This is a genomic window from Marinobacter lutaoensis (assembly GCF_001981305.1).
GTDB lineage: Bacteria > Pseudomonadota > Gammaproteobacteria > Pseudomonadales > Oleiphilaceae > Marinobacter > Marinobacter lutaoensis.
Map to the genome: position 1 here is coordinate 623699 of NZ_MSCW01000001.1, position 22232 is coordinate 645930.

Here is a 22232-nt window from a genome sequence, read left to right on the forward strand (position 1 = left end):
GTTCCGGTGAAAAAAGGAGTCCATGCCATGTCTGCGACCTACGATGTCAATGAACGCCCCGACTATGACGACGTCCTGCAACAGATTGCGGACTATGTCCTGACCTATCGGGTGCAAAGCGACGAGGCGTGGCGCACGGCGCGGCATTGCCTGATGGATACTCTCGGCTGCGGCCTGCTGGCGCTTCGTTTCCCGGAGTGCACCAAGCACCTGGGCCCGCTGGTGGAGGGTACGGTGGTGCCGCACGGGGCGCGGGTACCGGGCACCCAGTTCCGGCTGGACCCGGTGAAGGCCGCCTGGGACATCGGCTGCATCGTGCGCTGGCTGGATTACAACGATACCTGGCTGGCGGCAGAGTGGGGCCATCCCTCCGACAACCTGGGCGCGATTCTGGCGGTTGCGGATCACCTGTCCCAGAAACGGGTGGCCGAAGGCAAGGCGGCGATCACCATGAAGGCCGTGCTGGAGGCGATGATCATGGCCCACGAAATCCAGGGCGTGCTGGCCCTGGAAAACTCCTTCAACCGGGTGGGGCTGGACCATGTGGTTCTGGTCAAGGTAGCCTCCACCGCGGTGGCCGCCAAGCTGATGGGGGCCAACCGCGAGCAGCTGCTGTCGGCCCTGTCGCATGCCTGGGTCGATGGCCAGGCGCTGCGGACTTACCGCCACGCGCCGAACGCCGGCTCGCGGAAATCCTGGGCGGCGGGGGATGCCAGCGCCCGGGGTGTGCGGCTGGCGGACATTGCCCTGCGGGGCGAAATGGGGATTCCCGGCGTCCTGACCGCGCCCCAGTGGGGGTTCTACGACGTGCTGTTCAGCAAGACCAACCGGGACCAGCGGCTAAAACCGGAGGCGGAGCGGCGATTCTCTCTGCCCCAGGCATTTGGCAGTTATGTGATGGAGAACATCCTGTTCAAAATCTCGTTCCCAGCGGAGTTTCACGCACAAACCGCCGCTGAGGCCGCAGTGCTGCTGCACCCCCGAGTCAAGGACCGCCTGCACGAGATCGACCGGATCGTCATCACCACCCACGAATCCGCCATACGGATCATTTCCAAGGTCGGCCCCCTGGCCAATCCGGCGGACCGGGACCACTGCCTCCAGTACATGACCGCCGTGCCCCTGATTTTCGGCACGCTGACGGCGGAACACTACGAAGACACCTTCCACGCCGCCCATCCCATTATCGACGAGCTGCGGGCCAAGATGGACGTGGTGGAAGACGAGCGCTACACCCGGGAGTATCTGGAGCCGGACAAGCGCTCTATTGCCAATGCGGTCCAGGTGTTTTTCAAGGACGGCAGCAGCACCGACAAGGTCGCGGTGGAATATCCCATTGGCCACCGTCGCCGGCGCCAAGAGGGGATTCCCCTGCTGGAGGATAAGTTCCGGCACAATCTCGCCACCCGTTTTCCTGCTCCGCAGTGCGAACGCATTTTCCAACTGTGCAGCCAGCAGGCCAGTCTCGAAGCGACGCCGGTTCAGGATTTCATGGCGATGTTTGTGATCTGACGGGCGGCGTCCTGATTCCGGCCTATTTGCGGCTGGGGGACAGGGGCTTGACGTTGTCCACTGGAGTCACACTCCCTTTCTGGGGGGTGCGGTCGTCCGGGAACACCCGGTCGAGTCGGGCGTCGATGCGCTCCAAGGCCTCGGCAATCCGGACCAACGCGCCGGTGGCCGCGGCCAGATCCGCTGTGGCGCCCGACGGTCGGCTGGCGGGCGTGGCGGCTTCGGCTTTTTTGCGGCTGCCGGTACGGGGGGCGGAACCGGAGCTGTCCTCACCCAGCAGGTCCTTACGGATGCTCTTGAGGTCATGCGGATCAATGAACGGTCGGTCCTCCGCGTAGGCGCACATCATCATGCCATCACAGAGTTTGTTGATGAGCCTGGGGATGCCCTTGCTCAGCTTGTGGATCTCCCGGACCGTTTCCTCGTCGAACAGCTTGTTGCCACCATGGCCGGCCACCAGCAGGCGGTAATCAATATACTCGGAGGTTTCCGCGAGGGTCAGGCCCTCAAGGTGGAAAAACAGTTTGACCCGCTGGCTGAGCTGGGGAATGGCCGTGACGGCCGCCTTGAGTTCCGGCTGACCCAGCAGGATCACCCGCATCGAGGGGCCTCCCATGCTTTCCATGCCGGTGAGCATGCGGATGTCCTCAAGGTTTTCCCGGGTTAGATTCTGGGCCTCGTCGATGGTCAGGACCACCGGGGTCCCGGCCTTGGCCATGCGCTCCAGATACTCGGTGATCTGGAACAGCATGGCGACCTTACTGTCATCCTCCACCTTGAGTCCGGCCTTGCGCAGGATCAGGCCGAACAGGTCGCGTGATTCGAGGTTGGTGTAGGCGATGTTGAGCAGCTTGAGATCGCCTTCCAGGCTCCGGATGGTTTTTTTGAGCAGGGTGGTCTTGCCCGATCCGATCTCGCCGCTGATCACCACGAACCCTTCCGAACTCCAGATCGCGGACGACATGTAGACATACGCCCGGGAGTGCTGCTGACTCATGTAGATGAAGTCGTCTTCCGGGGTGATCCTGAACGGGTGCCTGTGCAGGCCGAAGAATTCCAGATACATGCCTTACATCCTGTGCAACATCACGTCATCCCCACCATTTCGGCGGCACTGAGCCGGTGGCTGTCTGGCCGGTAGGCGTTGTAGCTCTCGGTGACCGTGCCGAAGCGGAAATCCCGGAGCAACCGCTTCAACCGCTCTTCACAGCGGTCGAGGTTGGTGTAATGACGGAAACGGGAGAACCAGCTGGCGTTGTTGAAACGGGGCTGGTCCGGGTCGATTTCCCAGGGGTGCAGGTAGAACATCTGTGGCTGCGCCCCGGCTCCGGAGGCCTGGCTGAACAGGGCGCGGAACAGAGGGTAGGGAAACTGCCGGAAGTAGCCGCCGCCGGCGGCCGGAATCGTCAGGCCCAGAACCCGGGCGGTGGTGAGGGGAAACTCCCGCAGGACCTGCCCCCCGGCCGTTTCGATCAGGAATGGTTGCCGGGGTGCGGTGGGGATGCCGTAATTGTCGTGGCGGATGGGGAAAATACTGGAATCCCAGGTGAACCCGCACTCCGCCAGAATATCCAGTGCCCACAGGGAATCGCGGGTGATGGAATAACTGGCCGCCCGATAGCCCGTGACCGGTGTACCGGTTATGTCTTCGAGCAGCTGCTTGGAACGCCGCGTTTCGTCGCGAAACCGTGCCGGTGTCTGGCGGTAGATCAGCTGGTGACTGTAGCCATGGGAGGCCACTTCATGGCCGGCCGAGGCAATGCGCCGTATCAAAGAGGGGAAACGCTCGGCGACCCAGCCCAGAACGAAGAACGTGGACCTCACGCCCTGGTCCGCGAACAGCTCAAGCAGGCGCTCGGTATTGGCCTCCACCCGGCTTGGCAGGCGATCCCATTGCTCAGGGCGGACAACCCGGGCCAGGGCGGCGACGTGAAAATAGTCTTCGACGTCGATGCTCATGGCGTGCAGGACGCGGCCGGAGGCCGGCCGGCGGGGGTGGGTTGCCATCGTTCCCTCAGGCTGATCGTGTTCCGGCATGGGCGCTCCTTCCCAACATGGGCCTTGTGCTTGATTTTCGCCCAGAGGCCATTTAAATACAATTACCGTAGACAAAAACTTTGTTTCAACAAAATAAAACTTTGCAAAACACGGTTACAAAAAGATACAAATAAGTTGAGTTTGCCCAATACTCAGCGCAGAATGAAAAAATGGAAAGGGGCCAGCGAGCGGGTTGTCCGGATGTGCGGTCGTTGGAATAGCTTGGTGTCGGTTTGCCGGTAACTGGTCCGGCAAGCGGCAAGGAAGTACAGCGTGTCGTACATACGTTTTCGGAAACACTATCTTCATATCCCGTATCTGGTGCTTGCGCTGCTGGAGTTCGGGGTCCTTTTCGGCACTTTCTCGTTTCTCGCGGTTTTCCTGACCTTTGGCGCCGCCGGCCAGGGCGGTCCGGGCAATGAACTTGGCGCGGCCTTCCTGTTCGCTTTCATCCTTAGCTGCGGCACCCTGGCGATGGGTGGCTATCTGGCGATGGTCCAGGAAAGTCTGTCGGCGCTGTTCTACCGGACCCTGGTGGCCTACTGCCTGGTTGGCGGCCTTGGCCTGACACTGGTGTACGTTGTCCTGCCGCAGGCGGATCCGGGCAGTACCAACCTGCTGTGGGCGGTACTGCTGGCGTCGGCGATGGTCATCTTGCTCCGTTTGGTGTTCCTGAAACTGGTGGACTCCGAGCAGTTGGTGCGGCGGGTGGTGATTTTCGGTGCCGGCGAGTTTGCCGCTTCGTTGCTGGAGGAATACCAACAGCACATGCGCGCGCTGGGCGTGCGGATCATCGGCTGCATCCCCGAGAACAGCAATCATGTGGTGGCGGCGGACACGCTGTTGACGGCACCTTACGACTTCTACCAGTTCTGCCGGCAGAACCGGGTGTCGGAAATCGTGGTGGCCCAGCAGGAGCGGCGGCGCAACGAGGGGGGCTGGCTGCCGGTGCCGGAACTGATGGAGTGCAAGCTTCGGGGCATCGCCGTGACCAGCGCCCTGGATTTTTGTGAGCGCGAGCTGAAAAAAGCCAAGCTGGACATGGTTCAGCCGTCGTGGATCGTGTTCTCCGAGGGGTTCAAGGCCTCGAAGGTGCGCAACTTCACCAAGCGCTTCGTAGACCTTGCCCTGAGCCTGATGCTGCTGCTGGTGATGGCTCCGTTCATCCTGTTGACCGCGATCGCGGTGTTTCTCGAAACCGGTCGGCCCATCCTCTACAGCCAGAACCGGGTCGGCATGCTGGGTAAGGAGTTCCGGATCTTCAAGTTCCGCAGCATGCGTCAAGACGCGGAAAAGGACGGCAAGGCCCGCTGGGCCTCGGCCAACGACGCCCGCGTCACCCGGGTTGGTGCCTTTATCCGCAACACCCGACTCGACGAGCTGCCGCAAATCTACAACGTATTGAAAGGGGAGATGAGCATCGTCGGCCCCAGGCCCGAGCGACCGGAGTTTGTGTCCGAACTGAAGGAAAAGATTCCGTTCTACGACACCCGGCACTATGTCAAACCTGGCCTGATGGGATGGGCTCAACTTAAATATCCCTATGGGGCCTCGGTGGATGACGCCCGGGGCAAGCTGGAATATGACCTCTATTACTCAAAGAACCACAGCCTGGTGATGGATTTCCTCATCATGATCCAGACAGTGGAAGTCGTGCTCCTTGGGAAGGGCGTGCGCTAACCGACAATAACCGAGCAGGGACCGGAGGAAGGACATGGGACACTTCAAGCACTTGGGCATTTTTACCTTACTGGCGGTCATGACGTTGCTGACGGCCTGTTCAGGGTTGCCATCGTCGCGGGACATGCCGCCGGTTTCCGAGATCGAACCGGAGCCCTACCTGATTGGTGTCGGCGATACCATCTCCGTTCATGTCTGGCGCAATCCGGAGCTGAGTCAGTCCATTGTGGTCCGGCCGGACGGTTTCATCTCGATGCCGTTGATGGGGGATGTCAAGGCTGAGGGCAAGCGACCGGAGAGCCTTGCCTCGGAGATCAGTTCGGCACTGGGTGAGTTCATCCGTACCCCGGAGGTCACGGTCATGGTCACCAATCCCGTCAGTAAGGAATACCGGGACCGTGTGCGTATCACTGGCCAGGTGGCGTCGCCGCAGTCGGTGGCATTCCTGCCTGGCATGACGGTGCTTGATCTGGTGTTGCTGGCCGGCGGCGTGACAGATTTCGCGGCGGAGGGGCGGGCGGTCCTTCACCGTCAGGTGAACGGGGAATATAAGAGCTACCGGCTGGATCTCGATGCCATCCTCACCGACGGCGACATGACCACCAATCATTACCTGCAGCCCGGCGACGTCATCAGCGTGCCCCGCAAGCAGTTGTTCCGCGGTGAACTGTGATGGACATCCAGTTCATCCTCGATACCCTGCGCGCGGTGAAGCTGGAGCTATACCGGCGCAGGGTGGCCGCAGCCATCGTCTTCATGCTGGTGACCGCGGCGGTGCTGACGGTGGGTTACGTCACACCCAAGAGCTATACCTCCCAGGCGGTACTCTATGCCGATCAGTCCAACATTCTGCAACCCCTGCTGCGGGGCCAGGCGGAAGTCACTCAGCTGGACCGCATCAATGAGGCCCGGGAGCTGATCCAGAGCCGGTCGTTCCTGGAGCTGGTGGCGCTGGACACCGGACTGATCTCGGAACTTGATTCCGACCAGAAACGCAACACCGTCATTTCCGCCCTGCGCAAGACGGTGAAGCTGCAGGTCTCGAACCGGAATTTCCTGGAGCTCAGCTACACCAGCCGGGACCCGGACCAGTCGTTCCAGGTGTTGAGTACTGTACTTAGCCGGTTTGTCGAGCGGACGGTTCGGAAGAAACGCTCGGAAAGCCAGGGTGCGTTCGAGTTCATCGATTCCCAGGTCAAGTCCTACCAGCGCCAGCTGGAGGAGGCGGAGCAGCGGCTTAAGGAGTTCAAATCCAATAACCAGGACGGTACCGAAGGCAACGTACGCGGCCGTATCGAAACCCTCCGCGCGGACATCGAGAATCTGAAGCTTGAAATCCTGCAGACCGAATCCGAAATCCGACTGACCCGGCAACAGCTGGCCAACGAAGAGCCGGTCCGGCGGGTGGTGGTCGATCCCGGCAAGTCCTCCGCTGAGCGGCGCCTGGCGACACTGTATCAAGAGCTGGACGCCCTGTTGCTGAAATACCACGACAGGCATCCGGATGTGGTCAGCGTGAAGGATCAGATCCAGGACCTGAAGCGGAAGATCGCCACCGAAGGCGACCAGGACCGGGAAGGCGCGGTGACCGAAGTGCTGGAGAACCCGGTGTACCAGAACCTGAAGCAGCAGCTGGCGGACGGCACCACCCGTCTCGCCGTGCAGAAAAACCGCCTGGCCTCCCTGGAACGGTTGCTGGAGGAAGCGTTTGCTCGGGCCGAACGGGTGGCGGCGAATCAGGCTGAACTGTCGGAGCTGACCCGGGACTACGACGTGACCCGGGGCGTGTACGAGGACATGCTGCAGCGCCGCGAACGGGCCCGCCTCTCCATGACACTGGATATTCAGGGTGAGGGAGTCAGTTACAAAATTCAGGAACCGGCGTCCTACCCAGCCCACTGGGACGGACTCCAGCTCTACCAGATCGGACTGGCAGGCCCCTTCCTGGGCAGCGCCACGGTACTCGGGTTGCTGGTGGCCCTGGTCATGTTTGATCAGCGCATCCGCTCGCCCAGGGCACTGCACCTGGCGTTGCCGGAGTCGATTCCGGTGTTGACCTCCATTCCCCACTACCGCAGCGCCTGGCGGGAACGCCTGTTTCGCAGGGACATCCTGTTGCTCGGGTTCATCCTGGCGGTGTTCATGGTGGGCTACCTGAGCGTGTTGGTGTTCAGCGTCATGGGGATCACTCCAGAGCAGTTGGTGGACAAAGCATCCTCCCTCATGGGAACTGGGGAATAGTCATGGATGACAACAAACTCTACAACGCGCTGCTGAAAAGCCAGGAAGAGCAGAAGCGCAAAGACGGCGACCTGGAGCGCCTGACCGATCAACGTCGTGACCCGGGTCCGGATCAGAAGAGCCGGAGTGACCGCTACCGCACGAGCTGGCGCAATTTCACCACCCATGACGACGATCGCATTCCGACCGTATACGACGCGTCCGTCTCACTGGGACTGATTGCCAACCCTCGTCCCTGGAGCCGGGAGCAGCTGAGAAAGCGGAAAATCATCTACCCGGGCATGTCGGACAAGGCGGTGATGGATGCCTACCGGGAAATCCGGATCCTGTTGCGAAATCGGGCTCGGACACCCGGGTTCACGGTCATGGTGAGCAGCCTGGGGCTGGAACGGAACTCCCTGCTCACATCGTTCAACCTGGCGGTGGCTTTTGCCATGGATTCCCACACCTCCGCGCTGCTGGTCGACTGCGACCCCTACAACCGGGAACTGCAGGATCTGGTGTCGTCCGATCTGGACGCGGGCGTCACCGACTTTGTTGCCGACCCCTCCCTGAGCGTGAAAAAGATTCTCTATCCCAGCGGCGTTGACCGGTTGACCGTGATCCCGGCCGGCTACCAGGTGTCATCGGCAGTGGAGCTGTTCGCCTCGGTGCGTATGCGGGAGCTGATGACGGAGCTGAGGGAGCGTTACCCGGACCGCTGCATCGTGGTCAACGCGCCACCGTTCCGGGCGAGTACCGAAGCCCGGATTCTGGAACGGTTCTGCGACCAAGTGGTGTTCAGCGTTCCTTTTGGCGAGGTCAGTGGCGACGATGTGGCCGAAGCGGTGGAGGCCCTGGGGTCCGACAAGTTCACCGGCCTGGTCTTCCAGGAGTAACGCCATGGTCAACATACGGTTGTTCGGGGTTCGCAAGGCGCTGATGCTGCTTGGTGCTGGCTGGGTTATGGCACCGGCGGCTGCGGCGGCCCAGGGGCTGGAGGACCAGATACGCTCCATCACCGGGACCGGTTCCGTGTTCACCTCGGTCACTCACACGGAGGTGGACCGGGGCAGTTCAACGGATTCCACCACCGAGCCGAGTCTCGGCGTCAGCGGCAATGTCGCCGGCGAACTGAATAGCGGTGCCAACAACCTGCAGCTCCAGTATGGCGGCAGTCTGGAAACCAGCCGTGACTTGCCGAGCGGCGACCAGACAGAGAATTCCGCCATTCGTGGAGCGGCCCGGTTTACCTATTTCGACCCGACGCAACCGGTGGACTTCAACCTCGGCCATACCGTTCAGTCGGTACGGAACAACACCGGTTTTGTCGTGGACCCCGCCAATTACGATACCCGCAATGAGCTGACTGCGGGTGCCGGTGTCCGGGTCTATCCGGGCGAGCTGTCGTACCTGAGGCTGTCTGCCCAGGCGGGCCAAAGCTTCGGTGGCGGAACGCTCAACGATGACCGCTCGGAGACCCTGAGCGGTCAGTTCGTCCGGCGCCTGGACGAACGCTCGGAAGGCTCCCTGAATGCCAGCCGCTCCTGGTCGGAGACCACGGATTACGACCTGACCATCGATACCGTGCAAGTGGTGTATCAGCGCCGGACGGAATCCGGGTTCTTGCGGGGTGGCGTGGGGCAAAGCCAGGGAACCACTGAATTCCGTGATGGCGGCGACATTGACAGCGACGCGGTGACCGGATTTCTGGAGCGGGGCTGGCAGACCGACGAGGCCACCACCCGCTTTCGCTACGAGCGCAGGCTCTCGGACAGTGCCGCGGAGCTGTCGCTGAACGAGCAGCCGGTGTTCGGATTCCTGGAGGATACCGTCAGAACCCATGATCTGGTGGTGTCGGATTCCGTGCTGGTGTCCCACGATACCCGGAATCTGTGTGACGCCTGCACGTTTGGGGTCGGCCTGGAAGCCTCGGTGCTGGAGTCGGAACTGATCGGGGCGACCACGCACGAGTACCGGGGACGGATCGGGCTGGGGATACAGCTCACTGGCATTGAGCGGGTGTACTTTGATTACGACTGGCAGGCGGATGCGGGTGAGAACGGCGACGTGATTCAGGAGCAGGTTCACCGCTTCACCATGGGCTGGAGCCGGCTGCTGGCGGAGAACACCACCTTTGGGGTGGAACTGTTTCAGTCGTACCTGAACAGCCGGCTGGACCGGCCAGATGAGGACGAATACGCCTTGCGCTTCGTCCTGACCCGGGGGTTTTCCCTTCAGGGCGTTCGGTGAGACGGATTGTACAAGGACCGTGAACAGGATGTTTGACCAGCGCGAGCCCATCGACTTGCCCCTGGAGGCACCGCCACACCTGATTGTGGTGGTGGATACGGAGGAGGAATTCGACTGGCAGGCGGAGCCGGATCCGGACGCCAGCCGGGTGACGGCCATGGCCCGGATCGACCGGGTACAGAACATTTTCCGGGAATACGGCATCTGCCCGTGTTACGTGATTGATTACCCGATTGCCAACCAGCCGCTGGGGCACACGGTCTTGCGACGGCTGGTGGAGCGGGGGGAGTGTGAGATCGGCGCGCACCTGCACCCCTGGGTCAACCCGCCCCTCGGTGAAACCATGAGCCGGGCCAACATGTACCCCGGCAATCTGCCGGCGGCGCTGGAACGGGAGAAGCTGGTTACCCTGATTCAGACCATACGCCAGAGACTGGGCGTTTCCCCGGTGATCTACAAGGCGGGCCGGTATGGGTTCGGGCCGAATACCGCGGACATACTGGCGGACCTGGGTTTTCGTATCGACCTTTCGGTTTGCCCGCCCCTGGACTCCCGGGGTGACGGCGGTCCGGACTACCGTCGGTTCGATGCGCGTCCGTTCTGGTTCGGTCGTGCCCATCACCGCCTGCTGGAACTGCCCTGTACCGGGGCTTTTGTTGGATGGGCCGGCGCTTGGTCCCTGGGAGTGTATGAACTGGCCCTGAAGTTTCGGGCGCTGCGGGCACCGGGGATCCTGTCCCGGTTGGGCGTGGTTGATCGCCTGATGCTGTCGCCGGAGGGCTTTTCCTCCGAAGAGCACATCAAGCTCACCCGGGCGCTGTACCGTCGGGGGGTGCGGACGTTCACCTGGAGTTTTCACAGCCCGTCGGTGGTGCCCGGTCATACCGCGTACGTCCGGGACGAGCCGGAGCTGCGGGTGTTTTTGGAGCGGTTTCGCCGGTACTTCGATTTCTTTTTCAACGAGCTGGGTGGCGTGGCGTCCACTCCGACCCGGATGCGCGCACTGATGGAGGCCCAGACATGAGAGTGCTGGGAATTTCCCCGCTGGACAAGGATTCGACGGTCGCCATTGTCGAGGACGGCAACATCCTGTTTGCCGCCGGGGAGGAGCGCTTCTCCCGGACCAAGCAGCAGTCGGGCTTTCCCCAGCAGGCGCTGGAGGCCGGCCTGGCCTATACCGGCCTGTCCCTGTCCGATTTCGACCAGGTGGTTTATCCGTTTCTGGACTGGCGCAACGAACAGGCCCTGTTCACCCGAAATCTGGAGGACGAACGGCGCTTTATCCGTTCATTCCGGGCGCCGGACCTGACGACTCAGGTTCGGGAGGCCCTGACGCGTGTCCCGGACCGGTCCCGCCCGATTCATGGCCTGGGCCACCCCAATGAAGTCATGGACAAAGGGTTCCTGCACAGCTCCTACTACAGCATGGCCGGCGCTCAGCGGCTGGCCTCCAACAACGCCGCGCTGAAGGGCTCCAGGCAGTGGAGCGACGCTGCCACCGAATCCCTCCGGCACTGGCAGGAAACGCTGGTGACCGGGCTGCGTGCGTTGGGCTGGCAGGCACCGGTCAAGCGCATGGAGCATCATCATTCCCATGCCGCCAATGCCTACCTGTGCAGTGGCTTTGACCAGGCCCTGTGTGTCACCCTCGACGGCTACGGTTCGGGACTGGCGGGGTCCGTTGGCGAGGCGCGGAATGGCCGGATCCGGCGCCTGCATGGCCTGGCCTATCCGAATTCTCTGGGCACGCTGTATGAGCATGTCACTTCCAGTCTCGGCTTCAAGCCAAGCCGACACGAAGGCAAGATCGTTGGTCTCGCCGCCTACGGCGATCCGGCACTGCTTGCGGATATCCTGCTGTCCCGAGTGCTGGAGCTGCCTGGAGACTTCCGCATCTACGAAGCCAACAATGTCTATTTTTCCCGCTATCTGGCCTCCAAGTTTCCCAAGATCGACGTGGCTGCGGCCTATCAGTTCGTGCTTGAACACCTGGCCACCGGATACATCCGTCACTGGGTCGAGCAGACCGGCATCGACACCGTGGTGCTCTCGGGCGGCGTGACCGCCAACGTAAAGCTCAATCAGCGCATTTTCGAGATCGAGGGGGTCCGCAGGATCTTCATCTACCCGAATATGGGGGACGGTGGGTGTGGCACCGGCGCGGCCCTTTACCACAGTTGGCCCGGAGGCATTCGACCCACCATCAGCGATGCCTATTTCGGCCCGGACTACACCGAACAGGCGATGGCTGAGGCCCTGGATGCCGAGGGCCTGGCCCGCCGGAAGCCGGAACACTTGGCCCGGGAGGTGGCCCGGCTGATTCACCAGGGCAAGGTCGTGGCCCGCTTTGACGGGCGCATGGAGTATGGTCCCCGGGCCCTTGGCAATCGATCGATCCTGTATCACGCCCGGGAACCGGAAGTGAACCAGTGGCTAAACAAGCGACTCGGCCGCACCGAGTTTATGCCTTTTGCTCCGGTCACCCTGTATGAAGCCCGGGAACGTTGCTACCACAACATCCGGGGGGCCGAGCACGCCGCCGAGTTTATGACCATCACCTTTGACTGCACCGATGCCATGCGGGAACAGTGCCCGGCCGCGGTGCATGTTGATGGCACAGCCCGGCCACAGCTGATCCGGCGGGAAGTCAATCCAGGGTACTACGACATCCTCAAAGAGTACGAGGCGATCAGCGGTATCCCGAGCTTGATCAACACCAGCTTCAACATGCATGAGGAGCCGATCGTCAATACGCCCCGGGATGCGGTGCGCGCGTTTCTTCAGGGCGCGCTGGATTATCTGGTTCTCGGCCCGTTCCTGGTCGAGCACCCGAGGCCGGCGTCTTGAACAGCGGAGCGGATGCCATGGTGCCGGGCACATTGACGGTGACGTGTGAAGCCGTGCCGGAGCTGTCCTCGTTGCGCCGGGAATGGCTCGATCTGGAAGCCCGAGCCCAGGCCTCGGTGTTCCTGTCCTGGCAGTGGGTGGGGCACTGGCTGCACCTGTACCGGCCGACCGTTCATTTGCTGCGGGTTCGTCAGGATGGCCGCACGCTGGGGCTGGGACTGGTGGTGGAGGCAGAAGAGCGGCGCCACGGCGTGCTGCGCTCGAAGTGCCTGCGTCTGCACCAGACCGGTCATCCGTTGCTGGATCAGATCTGGATCGAGTACAACGGTTTCCTGGCCGAGCGTGGCCGGGAGCAGTCGGTGGCAGCGGCATGCCTGGACTATCTGTGCCGGGAAATGAGGAACTGGGACGAATTCGTCGTGGGTGCCATTGACGCCGACGAAGCGGAGGCCTACGCCCGGCATACGGGACTGTTCCACCATGTGCGCTGGAGCGCGCCCTGCTATGGCGTGGATCTCAACGACCTGAGACGCCATGGCCAGCCTTATCTGGATACCCTCTCACGCAATACCCGATACCAGATCAGGCGGTCGGCGCGTCTGTACGAAGCCCAGGGAGACATCCGGCTGGTCCGGCCCGATACCCTGGCAGAGGCCCTGGCCATGTTCGACCGAATCGGCCCGCGGCACCTTCAGCGTTGGGGCGAAGGGCCTGATCAGAGCGGGTTCGCCAATCCTGACTTCATTCGTTTTCACCGGGAAATGGTCCGGGCCCAGTGGCCCGAAGGCGGTGTTGATCTGGTGTCCCTGACGGTGGGCGAGCGAGAGGTCGCCGCGTTCTACAACCTTCTGTATAACCAAGTGGTCTACTTCTACCTGGGTGGGATCGAGGTGGAAAACGACAACCGCCTGAAGCCGGGTTTGCTGGGCCACAGCCTGTGCATCGAGGACTACCGGCATCACGGCTTTCACTACTACGACTTCATGGGCGGCAACGAACGCTACAAGCAGAACCTGGGGCAGCGGCACTGCAACCTGGTTCAGTTGTCGCTGCAACGGGGCAGGCTCAAGCTCCGGCTGGAACACATGGCCCGGAAGGCTCGCCAAAAATGGCTCCGGGAAGAGGGGAGTGGGTATGAGCACTGATATGGATGTCCGGGTGTCTCGCCACTCGGTGTTTCCGGTCGAGGACTATGACCGCTACGTCGGCGACAGCCCCAGGGCCACGCCGTACCACGCCAGTGCTTGGCTCCAGGCGATCGAGAAGGCGTACGGCCACACCGCCTGGATTGTCAGTGGGCACCGTGGTGGCGCTCTCTGTGGCGTCCTACCCCTGGTTGAGGTGCGCCGGCCGATTGGCCAGCCGATCCTGGTGTCGCTGCCGTTCTGTGATCTGGCCGGCCCGCTGGCGGATGAGCCGGCGCTGGAGGAACGGCTGGTTCAGGCTGCCCGTGATCTGGCTCGTACCAACGGTATTGCCCGATTGCAGGTGCGCAGCGGGGGCCGCGCCGTGGCGCCGGAGGCGATCGCCGCCGGTGATGCGCGCGATAAGGTCCGGATGCTGATGCCATTGCCCCGGACCAGCGCCGACCTGTTTCAGTCCTTTAAGCCGAAGTTGCGCAGCCAGGTACGCAAGGCAGAGAAGAACGGCCTGACCTCCCAGGTGCGTACCGATCCCGAGGCACTGGACCCTTTCTACCGTGTCTTTTCCGCCAACATGCGGCGGCTGGGATCGCCGGTGCACAGCCGCAGCTGGTTCCGGGAACTCCAGCGCAGCTACGGTGAACGTTTGCTGGTGGGCTTGGTCCACCTGGGTGATACCCCGGTGGGCGCGGGCATTGTCCTGATCCAGGGGGATCGGGCCAGCATTCCCTGGGCTTCCACCCTGGCGGAGCACAACCATCTGGCGCCGAACATGCTGCTGTACTGGACGCTGCTCAGCCGGGTTTGCGATTCGGGGTGTCGAGAGTTCGATTTCGGCCGATCCACCCTTGGTGAAGGCACTTACCGGTTCAAGAAGCAGTGGGGCGCCGTGGCCCACGAATTGATCTGGCGGGACGGGGGCGTGGCGGACGACGCTTCGGCCGGAACCCGGTCACCGGCGACCGGAGGCGGTTGGATGTCTGGCCTGCGGCCTCTGGTGGAGTTGCTCTGGAGTCGTCTGCCACCTGGCCTGGTGAACTGGCTGGGGCCCAAACTGAGACGGTACATCACACTATGACCTGGCTGCTCGTACTGACCGTGATTTGCCTTGCCGTGCCGCTGTACGTCTACGTTGGGTATCCGGTGCTGCTCTGGGCCGTGGCCCGCTGCCGGCGATCGCCGATGCCGGAGGCCGGGTGCCCACCGCTGCCGTCCGTGACCCTGGTGATTTCTTGCTACAACGAAGCGGCGGTGATTCGGGCGAAGCTGGAAAACAGTCTGGCGCTGGACTATCCCAAGGAACGCCTCCGAATCCTGGTGGTGTCGGACGGCTCGGACGATGGCACCGACGAGATCGTCCGGGCCTACGCCGATGACGGTGTGTGCCTGGTGCGTCAGGAAGGGCGACTGGGCAAAACCATGGGGCTCAATCTAGCCATGACACAGGTGGACACTGACATCACCGTCTTCAGCGATGCCAATGCCATGTACGATCCCGGGGCCATTCGTGAGCTCGTGCGTGGGTTTGCCGACCCGAATGTCGGCTATGTCGTGGGCGCGGCCCTGTACACGGACGGCGACGCGGGGGCCAGTGCCCGCAGCGAAGGTTTGTACTGGCGTTACGAACTGGCCATCAAAACGCTGGAATCCCGGGTGTCATCGGTGGTGGGTGGAGACGGCGCCATCTACGCCATCCGCACACATCTGTGGCAGCCGCTGGACCAGCGGGACATCAACGATTTCGTCAATCCGCTGCAGATCGTGGCCCGGGGTTACCGGGGCCTGTTCCAGCCCCAGGCCCGTTGCTATGAGGAAACTGCGGGAGACTTTGGCCGGGAGGTGGCTCGTAAGGAGCGGATCGTTAATCGCAGCATCCGGGGCCTGTTTCGGGTGAGGGCGGTGATGAATCCCTTCCGGAGCGGCTGGTTTGCTTGGCAGGTTATTTCACACAAATTGCTGCGCTGGCTGATTCCCTGTTTTCTGGCACTGGGGCTGGCAGGCAGTGCTTGGTTGTCGGCGGTGGGCCTGCCGCTCTTTACCGGGATTACGTTACTGGGGGCGGCCGTCATATCCGCGGCACTGGTTGCCCGGCTGACCGGTGAGCGAAACGTATTACCCGTCTGGCTTTCACTTCCGTATTACTTTGTGATGGTCAACCTGTACTCCGTCAAGGGGGTTTGGCGTGCCCTGACTGGCAAGACTCAGGTTACTTGGGCTAGTGCCAGAACGGCTTCGAACGGAGCAACAGCGCCGGTTCGATGGGTAGATCCGATCACGATGGTGATGGCGTGCTCCGTCGTTCTTTTGTTGGTGAGCGTAGGGGTTGGCTATGCTCAGTAATATCACAAGCCCCCAGAGGGCTTTGGGGACATCTGACATGCACTCTCCCATATTTCTGATAGGTACACAGCGATCTGGAACAACGCTTCTTGGGCGAATGTTGTCAGCACACTCAGCTGTCTTTATCAAGAACGAGTTACCAGTACGTCTCGTGTTTGAGCCAGGGGCTGGAAGAGATCGCATTCAGGCCAACATCGACCGCTTTGTCAGGGAGCGGTTCGGCCAGGGAATTAATGAGTTGCTCGCAGCAGAGGGGAAATCGGTCTGGGGCCTGAAAGATCCGGAACTGACCCGCTATCTTGATGCTCTGGAGCAATTTCTCCCCGAAGCCCGTTTCATCGTAATTACGCGAGATCCCCGTGCAGTGGTCAACTCCTACATGGAGAACAAGTGGGGATTGGGAACCAATGCCTACACCGGAGCATTGCGGTGGAAGCAGGAAGTATCCCGGCAATTGTCGTTCGAGGCTGCCTTACCGGGGTACGTCCTGCGGGTCCGATATGAGGACCTTGTGCTGGATCAAGAAACCCACTTGCGGAGAATCTGTCGTTTTCTCGAACTCCCGTTTGAAGCGGAGATGATGGGCTATTACCAGTCCAAGTCATTTGTATCAAAAAACCGGGAGAACAAAAACACGTTCAAAGCACCCGATGCAGCGCTTACCACCAAGTGGCGTCGAAAACTGACGCCCCACCAGATTCGGGTGATTGACTCGGTGGTCAGACCCCTGCTCGGGGAAACCGGCTACGATGATGAGTCGGATCCCTATTGTCCCCCACCCTGGTTGGTGTTCTGGTACCGGCTCCATCAGCGAGTATTGGGGGAGATTCAGATCCAGTACCAGTGGCGCGTGCGCCGATGGTTGCGGCTCATTCGCCGGCGGTATCAGTCGGCCCGTTCGGCCAGCGTCTGAGCAGGTTAGAAATGTCCAAGTTTGCGCTGCTGTTCATGCTACTGTTTTTTGGGGGTGTCGTTGCGACATTCGCCTACAGTGGTTCTGCATCTTTCCTGCTGTATCAGCTGGTGTACTTTCTCAACCCGGATGCACGTTGGTGGTCCGCTCAGATTCCAGGGATCAGCTATTCCTTTGTTGCCTCAATACTCATGATCGGAACCCTGGCGATGGGGTATCGCCGGTACACTGAGAAAAGCCCTTGGACGGCACAGCCTGCGCTGAAGTGGCTTGTTGTACTGCTGCTGTTTTATTACCTGGCGTATGTTCTCTTTGCGCTTGACCCTGTGATCCACAAGCGTTTCACCATCGACTTTACCAAGCTCGTCATTATTGTCTTTGTTGCTTACAAACTGCTGAACTCCAAGCGCGCCTTGGCCGCTTCCATATGGGCCTATCTTATAGGGGCAACCTACATTGGCTATCTGGCCACCATTACTGGCCGCAATTCGGGTGACCGGGTCGAAGGTATTGGCCTGGTTGACTCACCCGACGCCAATGGCGTGGCCGCAGCCTTGGTTCCAGCAGGAGTGCTGCTGTTGTACTACGCATGGATGGGGAACTGGAAAGTTCGCTTGCTGGCTGTGATATGTGGAGCTCTTATCGCCAATGGGTTGGTGCTGATCAACAGCCGGGGTGCCTTTCTCGGAAGTGTCGCCGGCGTCGCACCATTCTTGCTGTCTATGTTTTTTTCCCGCTACCAGCGCCGGGGACAGCGCCCCATGGCATTGCTTATCGCCATCGTCGGGTTGTCTGGCGCACTCTATGTCACGGACGCACAGTTCTGGGAGCGGATGAATACGCTACAGAATCTTGAATCCAAGGAGAGCGGTGCCGGGAGGGTTACCTTTTGGCTAAAGACTTTCGATATGTTGGAAGACCATCCCATGGGGATGGGGATATATGGGTATAACCGTCTGGCCCCTTTGTACATGGATGACGAGACCCGAGGAGGCGTGGAATTCCGGAGTGTTCACTCGCTGTGGTTCCAGGGCCTGTCTGAAGTCGGGCCGCTTGGTTTTCTGGTGTTCCTGACCATGCTGGTGTCCCTGTACCGGACTTCGCGTAAAGCACGTCACTGGCTTCGGGCTGAAGGGGGAGACAACCGAACGTACTTCCAATTGTTGGCGCTGGAATGTGCGCTGCTGAGCTACCTGGCGGCAGCGACTTTTATCAACCAATTCCGAGCGGAAATCCTTTATTGGATGATACTGCTGTTGGCTGTGGGAACCAATGTCCACTACCTCCAGCACGTTCGGGTTTCCGCAGATACTCCGGCACCTCGTCGCGGCCGGACGCCTGTATCAGAATCGACGGCAGGAACCTTGTGAATCCCATCCGAGTACTTCAGTTCATTACGCCCTCCGGGTTCTACGGAGCCGAGCGTTGGGTCATCGCTTTGGCCAATAATCTGAATTCCGGTGACATTGAATGCGATCTTGTGGTCACCGATGAAGGGGGAGACCAGGACCTTTCGGTCGTTGATCACTTTCCCTCATGGGCGGGCAGAGTCCATCGCATTCCCATGTCCGGCCGGTTTGATCCTCGGGTCATTGCCAGGTTGTCGACGATTATTCGTGAGCGTCGGATCGATGTGCTTCATACCCATGGTTATAAGTCCGACATTCTGGGCTTGATTGCGGCTCGTCAGGCAAAGATTCCCTGTGTCAGCACGCCTCATGGTTTCTCGGGCAAGGTGGGTTTGAAATTGTCTGCATTCATAAAACTGGGAACCTTCATGCTGCGGTATTTTGATGCCGTTGTTCCGCTGTCCCAGGAGCTGGTCCGCGATATGGACCGGTTCGGTATACCGGCCGAAAAGGTCCGGCTGATTCCTAACGGTGTGGATCTCAAGGAGATTCTCCCGGTGTCTCGCAAAACGAAAGTACCTGGGGCGGAACCTGCCGTACAGACGGTGGGCTTCATCGGCCAGCTGATTCCTCGTAAAGGCGTGAAGGATTTGCTCGATGTCTTTGACATGCTGCACCAGAACCACCCCGGGTTGCGACTGGAACTTCTAGGCGACGGCCAGCAGCGAGGCGAGCTTGAACTCCATGCCCAGACACTTGCATGCCGGGATGCCATTGCATTTCGGGGCTTTTGCCATGACCGACTGGAGCAGCTGGCGCACTTTGACCTGTTTGTCATGACGTCGTCACTGGAGGGTATTCCTCGTTGCCTCATGGAAGCCATGGCCATGGGGGTCCCTGTTGTCGCCTACGATATTCCTGGGGTGGACCAGCTGATCAAGCACGAGCAGACAGGCCTGCTGGCACCACTGGGTGACAAGGAGGGGTTGGCTCGGTGTTGCCAACGGTTATTGTCCGACTCTGAATTGGCGGCACGGTTGTCCGAGGCCGGGCAGAGAAAAATCGTCGATCAGTTTTCCGCGGGCGCCATGGCTCGCTCGTACACGGAGTTGTTTCGTGAGCTGGTACAGCCTGCAAGAGTCGATCCGCGCGACCTTGGGGAGACAAAGTAACAATGTGCGGGTTGGCGGGCTTTATACGGCTGGCGGAGACGCCAGAACGAGATGGGCATGGTTCGGTACTTGAGGCGATGGGGGATGCCATTCGCCATAGGGGGCCCGATGCCGGACAGGTGTGGATGGACGAGGATATCGGACTGGTGCATCGACGCCTGAGCATTATCGACTTGTCCGAGGCGGGTACCCAACCGATGGTTTCGGGAGATGGGAACCTAGTCATCGTATTTAATGGGGAGATCTATAACTACCAGGCACTGCGGACTGACTTGATTCGGTCGGGGTACCAGTTTCGGACACAGACCGATACCGAGGTACTGCTGGCACTGTATGAATCACATGGGCCTGCGTGCCTGGAGGCCCTGAATGGGATGTTTGCGATGGCGATCTGGGACCGAACGGACAAGCGTCTCTTTTTGGCCCGGGACCGGTTGGGTAAAAAACCCCTGTACTATTACTGGAATGGAACGCAGCTTGCCTTTGCTTCAGAGCTCAAATCACTAACCCAGGCCCCTTTTGTGCCTCGTGCGATTCGCCTGGACGCGGTCAAGGATTTTTTTGCCTACCAATACATTCCTGATCCTAAGACCATATACGAAAACGTTTACAAGCTGCCCCCCGGCTTTTGCATGGAATGGACGAAAAACGGGATTCGCCAGCATCAGTACTGGGACGTGTCATTTGCCAGGTGTGATAGTGGTAGTGAGGCCCGGCTCGCTGAAGAGCTGGAATATCTGATTGATGATGCTGTACGGCTCCGAATGGTGAGTGATGTCCCGTTAGGGGCGTTTTTAAGCGGTGGCATTGATTCCAGTGGTGTCGTGGGTTTGATGGCCCGACACTCTGATCGCCCAGTTACCACCTGTGCCATTGGCTTTGACTCTGAGCGATTTGATGAGGTGGCATGGGCTCGTAAGGTTGCGGACCGGTTTGCCACTGACCACTATGAATTCACTGTTCGGGAGAATGTTGCTGGCAGTCTTGAATCGATCGCTCGTTTTTTTGATGAGCCTTTCGCTGATCCCTCATTTGTGCCCACCTATTTCGTGTCCCGCTTGGCTCGGCAGAAAGTTACCGTTGCCCTTGCCGGTGATGGCGGGGATGAGAACTTTGCCGGATACAGCAAATACCGGACTGATCAAGTTGAAAATCGACTCCGGGGGTACTTTCCGGCATTTATACGCCGGCATATGTTCCCCTGGTTAGCCGGGCTGGCCGGCCACTCCGGACACGCATTTGCACGCAAGGCAAATACACTGCTGTCCACGCTGGCACTGCCTCCAGATGAAGCTTTCTTCACAACCAACAGTTTTTTTCGGCGTTCGGTCTGGGATGCCTTGGTCAATGGCGAGTTTCACCGAGCGACCACCGATTACGACCCCGCCGACGTTACCCGAGAATACTACCAGCGGGCCGATGCCGAAGATCACTTGGGGAGGGTTCTGTATACGGATATCAAATCCTATCTGCCAGGTGACATTCTCGTGAAAGTCGATCGCATGAGCATGGCCAACAGTCTTGAAACCCGGGCGCCGTTGCTTGATTACCGTGTCGTTGAGTTTGCCGCACGGCTTCCTTCGGTGCTCAAGCTCCATGGAAGGGAAAAAAAATACCTTTTAAAACGGGCATTCTCGGAGTTGCTTCCTGACGATGTCCTGTATCGTCGGAAAATGGGGTTCTCGGTCCCGTTGGCAGAATGGCTGCGTCATGAATTGAGGCCTTTGGCGGCCACGGTGTTTGAGGGCACCGGTGGGGTGGGGCTGGCCATGTTTTTTGATCCGGGGGCAATACGGAGGCTGTGGCACGCTCATCTGACTGGAGACGATCGTTATACACAGGAACTCTGGTCCCTTCTGGTATTCGAGTTGTGGTGGCGGGCCTATGAAGCATAGAGACAGGCGCAGTTCGAGTCGGCGTGCCGCGCAGCCATCCAGGCTGTGGTGGGGCGTTGCGCTGATAGCCTGGGTACTGGGTGCCGTGCTTCTGGCGATCAATCTCTACGGGTTGGCACAGCCATTGAGAAAGCCGGGGTTGGGGCAAACCGATCAGGCGTCGTTACGCTTTGTTCCGGACCAAGTATGGAGTTATGAAAAGAGCCTCAAGGAGATCAATGCTCTCGACCCCTCTCTCCCGGAGGACCAGTTTTTACGGGATGCCAATCGGGTGGTGAACCGGAGTCTGGTTCATGTTGACTGGAATCGAGTCGACCCTGAGGCATACCGGCAGAGGGTGCCGGTCTGGGAAAACTATTTTCTCTACTTACTGGGAAAGTTCTCCGGGCTGCCACAGTTTGAGCGTTATCACTACGCTGACTATCGCAGAAACATTCGTCGAGGTATTGGCATTTGTGGTGATGCTGCAACGGTTCTGTCGAGTGTGTTGGACCGCTATCAGGTGGACAACCGAATCGTATCGTTTGAGGGGCATGTGCTGGTAGAAGCCGGAACGGGGAGTAACGGGGTGTTACTTGACCCGGATTTTGGAGTTGTACTCGATGTGCCACTGGATGCGTTAGCAACCCGTTTGCCGGACATTAGACAACGGTATCTGGATGCGGGCTATTCGGTCAGAGAAATTGACTATCTGATGCCAATTTATCTCGGTCAGTACCGGTTGTTTGATGACACCTACCATTTTATGTCAAAGCGTTACCTGTTTGAAAACGCAAGTTATATTCTAAAGTGGCTGTTGCCGTTAGGTCTGATGATGGCGAGCAGCGCCTGGTTATGGGTTGTATGGTCTCGAGCCGGGAGCATTCGCTGAA

Annotated in this window: 18 protein-coding genes; 16 read left to right on the forward strand and 2 right to left on the reverse strand. The window is 60.1% G+C overall.

Annotated features, from left to right (window positions below; genetic code table 11):
• Nucleotides 1–27 precede the first annotated feature (27 nt).
• Complete coding sequence (prpD, locus tag BTO32_RS02925) at nt 28–1512, forward strand: 2-methylcitrate dehydratase (protein ID WP_076722917.1); 1485 nt, start codon at nt 28–30, stop codon at nt 1510–1512.
• Nucleotides 1513–1534: 22 nt separating this feature from the next.
• Here the strand turns inward: prpD and BTO32_RS02930 are convergent, their stop codons facing one another.
• Nucleotides 1535–2578, reverse strand: coding sequence for an ExeA family protein (locus BTO32_RS02930; protein WP_076722918.1), 1044 nt, complete (start codon nt 2576–2578; stop codon nt 1535–1537).
• A 20-nt stretch (nt 2579–2598) separates the two neighbouring features.
• Entirely contained in the window at nt 2599–3519 is a 921-nt protein-coding gene (locus BTO32_RS02935) for an XrtA system polysaccharide deacetylase (protein WP_076722999.1), read from the reverse strand.
• 303 nt (nt 3520–3822) lie between these two features.
• Here BTO32_RS02935 and BTO32_RS02940 point away from each other — a divergent pair, with 303 nt between their 5' ends.
• The 15 genes from BTO32_RS02940 to BTO32_RS03010 are packed head-to-tail and all read left to right on the forward strand — an operon-like array spanning nt 3823 to nt 22231.
• A complete protein-coding gene (locus BTO32_RS02940) occupies nt 3823–5229 on the forward strand; it encodes a TIGR03013 family XrtA/PEP-CTERM system glycosyltransferase (protein WP_076722919.1) in 1407 nt (468 codons plus the stop codon).
• A gap of 34 nt (nt 5230–5263) precedes the next feature.
• Nucleotides 5264–5902, forward strand: coding sequence for an XrtA/PEP-CTERM system exopolysaccharide export protein (locus tag BTO32_RS02945; protein WP_076722920.1), 639 nt, complete (start codon nt 5264–5266; stop codon nt 5900–5902).
• The gene (locus BTO32_RS02950) at nt 5902–7470 is read left to right on the forward strand and encodes an XrtA system polysaccharide chain length determinant (protein WP_076722921.1); all 1569 of its coding nucleotides are present in this window, start codon (nt 5902–5904) and stop codon (nt 7468–7470) included. The genes BTO32_RS02945 and BTO32_RS02950 overlap by 1 nt, the downstream gene beginning before the upstream one ends.
• 2 nt (nt 7471–7472) lie before the next feature.
• On the forward strand, nt 7473–8348 hold the full coding sequence (locus BTO32_RS02955; protein WP_076722922.1) for a P-loop NTPase family protein: 876 nt from the start codon (nt 7473–7475) through the stop codon (nt 8346–8348).
• 4 nt (nt 8349–8352) lie between these two features.
• Nucleotides 8353–9702, forward strand: coding sequence for a hypothetical protein (locus tag BTO32_RS02960; RefSeq protein ID WP_076722923.1), 1350 nt, complete (start codon nt 8353–8355; stop codon nt 9700–9702).
• 28 nt (nt 9703–9730) lie between these two features.
• Nucleotides 9731–10726, forward strand: coding sequence for a polysaccharide deacetylase family protein (locus BTO32_RS02965; protein WP_076722924.1), 996 nt, complete (start codon nt 9731–9733; stop codon nt 10724–10726).
• A complete protein-coding gene (locus BTO32_RS02970) occupies nt 10723–12549 on the forward strand; it encodes a carbamoyltransferase family protein (RefSeq protein WP_076722925.1) in 1827 nt (608 codons plus the stop codon). The genes BTO32_RS02965 and BTO32_RS02970 overlap by 4 nt, the downstream gene beginning before the upstream one ends.
• Nucleotides 12546–13694: a GNAT family N-acetyltransferase gene (locus BTO32_RS02975; RefSeq protein WP_245820245.1), complete on the forward strand. Its 1149-nt coding sequence runs from the start codon at nt 12546–12548 to the stop codon at nt 13692–13694. The genes BTO32_RS02970 and BTO32_RS02975 overlap by 4 nt, the downstream gene beginning before the upstream one ends.
• Nucleotides 13684–14769 carry a FemAB family XrtA/PEP-CTERM system-associated protein gene (locus tag BTO32_RS02980; protein ID WP_084206752.1) on the forward strand — a complete coding sequence of 362 codons (1086 nt, stop codon included), beginning with the start codon at nt 13684–13686 and terminating at the stop codon, nt 14767–14769. Before BTO32_RS02975 ends, BTO32_RS02980 begins: the two co-directional genes overlap by 11 nt.
• Nucleotides 14766–16031 (forward strand): glycosyltransferase family 2 protein, encoded by a 1266-nt coding sequence (locus BTO32_RS02985; RefSeq protein ID WP_084206753.1) that lies wholly within the window; start codon nt 14766–14768, stop codon nt 16029–16031. The genes BTO32_RS02980 and BTO32_RS02985 overlap by 4 nt, the downstream gene beginning before the upstream one ends.
• A gap of 37 nt (nt 16032–16068) precedes the next feature.
• Nucleotides 16069–16944 carry a sulfotransferase family protein gene (locus BTO32_RS02990; protein WP_076722928.1) on the forward strand — a complete coding sequence of 292 codons (876 nt, stop codon included), beginning with the start codon at nt 16069–16071 and terminating at the stop codon, nt 16942–16944.
• 11 nt (nt 16945–16955) lie between these two features.
• Complete coding sequence (locus BTO32_RS02995; protein ID WP_076722929.1) at nt 16956–18314, forward strand: O-antigen ligase family protein; 1359 nt, start codon at nt 16956–16958, stop codon at nt 18312–18314.
• Nucleotides 18311–19465: a glycosyltransferase family 4 protein gene (locus BTO32_RS03000; protein ID WP_076722930.1), complete on the forward strand. Its 1155-nt coding sequence runs from the start codon at nt 18311–18313 to the stop codon at nt 19463–19465. Before BTO32_RS02995 ends, BTO32_RS03000 begins: the two co-directional genes overlap by 4 nt.
• A gap of 2 nt (nt 19466–19467) precedes the next feature.
• On the forward strand, nt 19468–21360 hold the full coding sequence (gene asnB, locus BTO32_RS03005) for an asparagine synthase (glutamine-hydrolyzing) (protein ID WP_076722931.1): 1893 nt from the start codon (nt 19468–19470) through the stop codon (nt 21358–21360).
• Complete coding sequence (locus tag BTO32_RS03010) at nt 21350–22231, forward strand: hypothetical protein (protein WP_084206755.1); 882 nt, start codon at nt 21350–21352, stop codon at nt 22229–22231. Before asnB ends, BTO32_RS03010 begins: the two co-directional genes overlap by 11 nt.
• Nucleotide 22232: the final 1 nt, after the last annotated feature.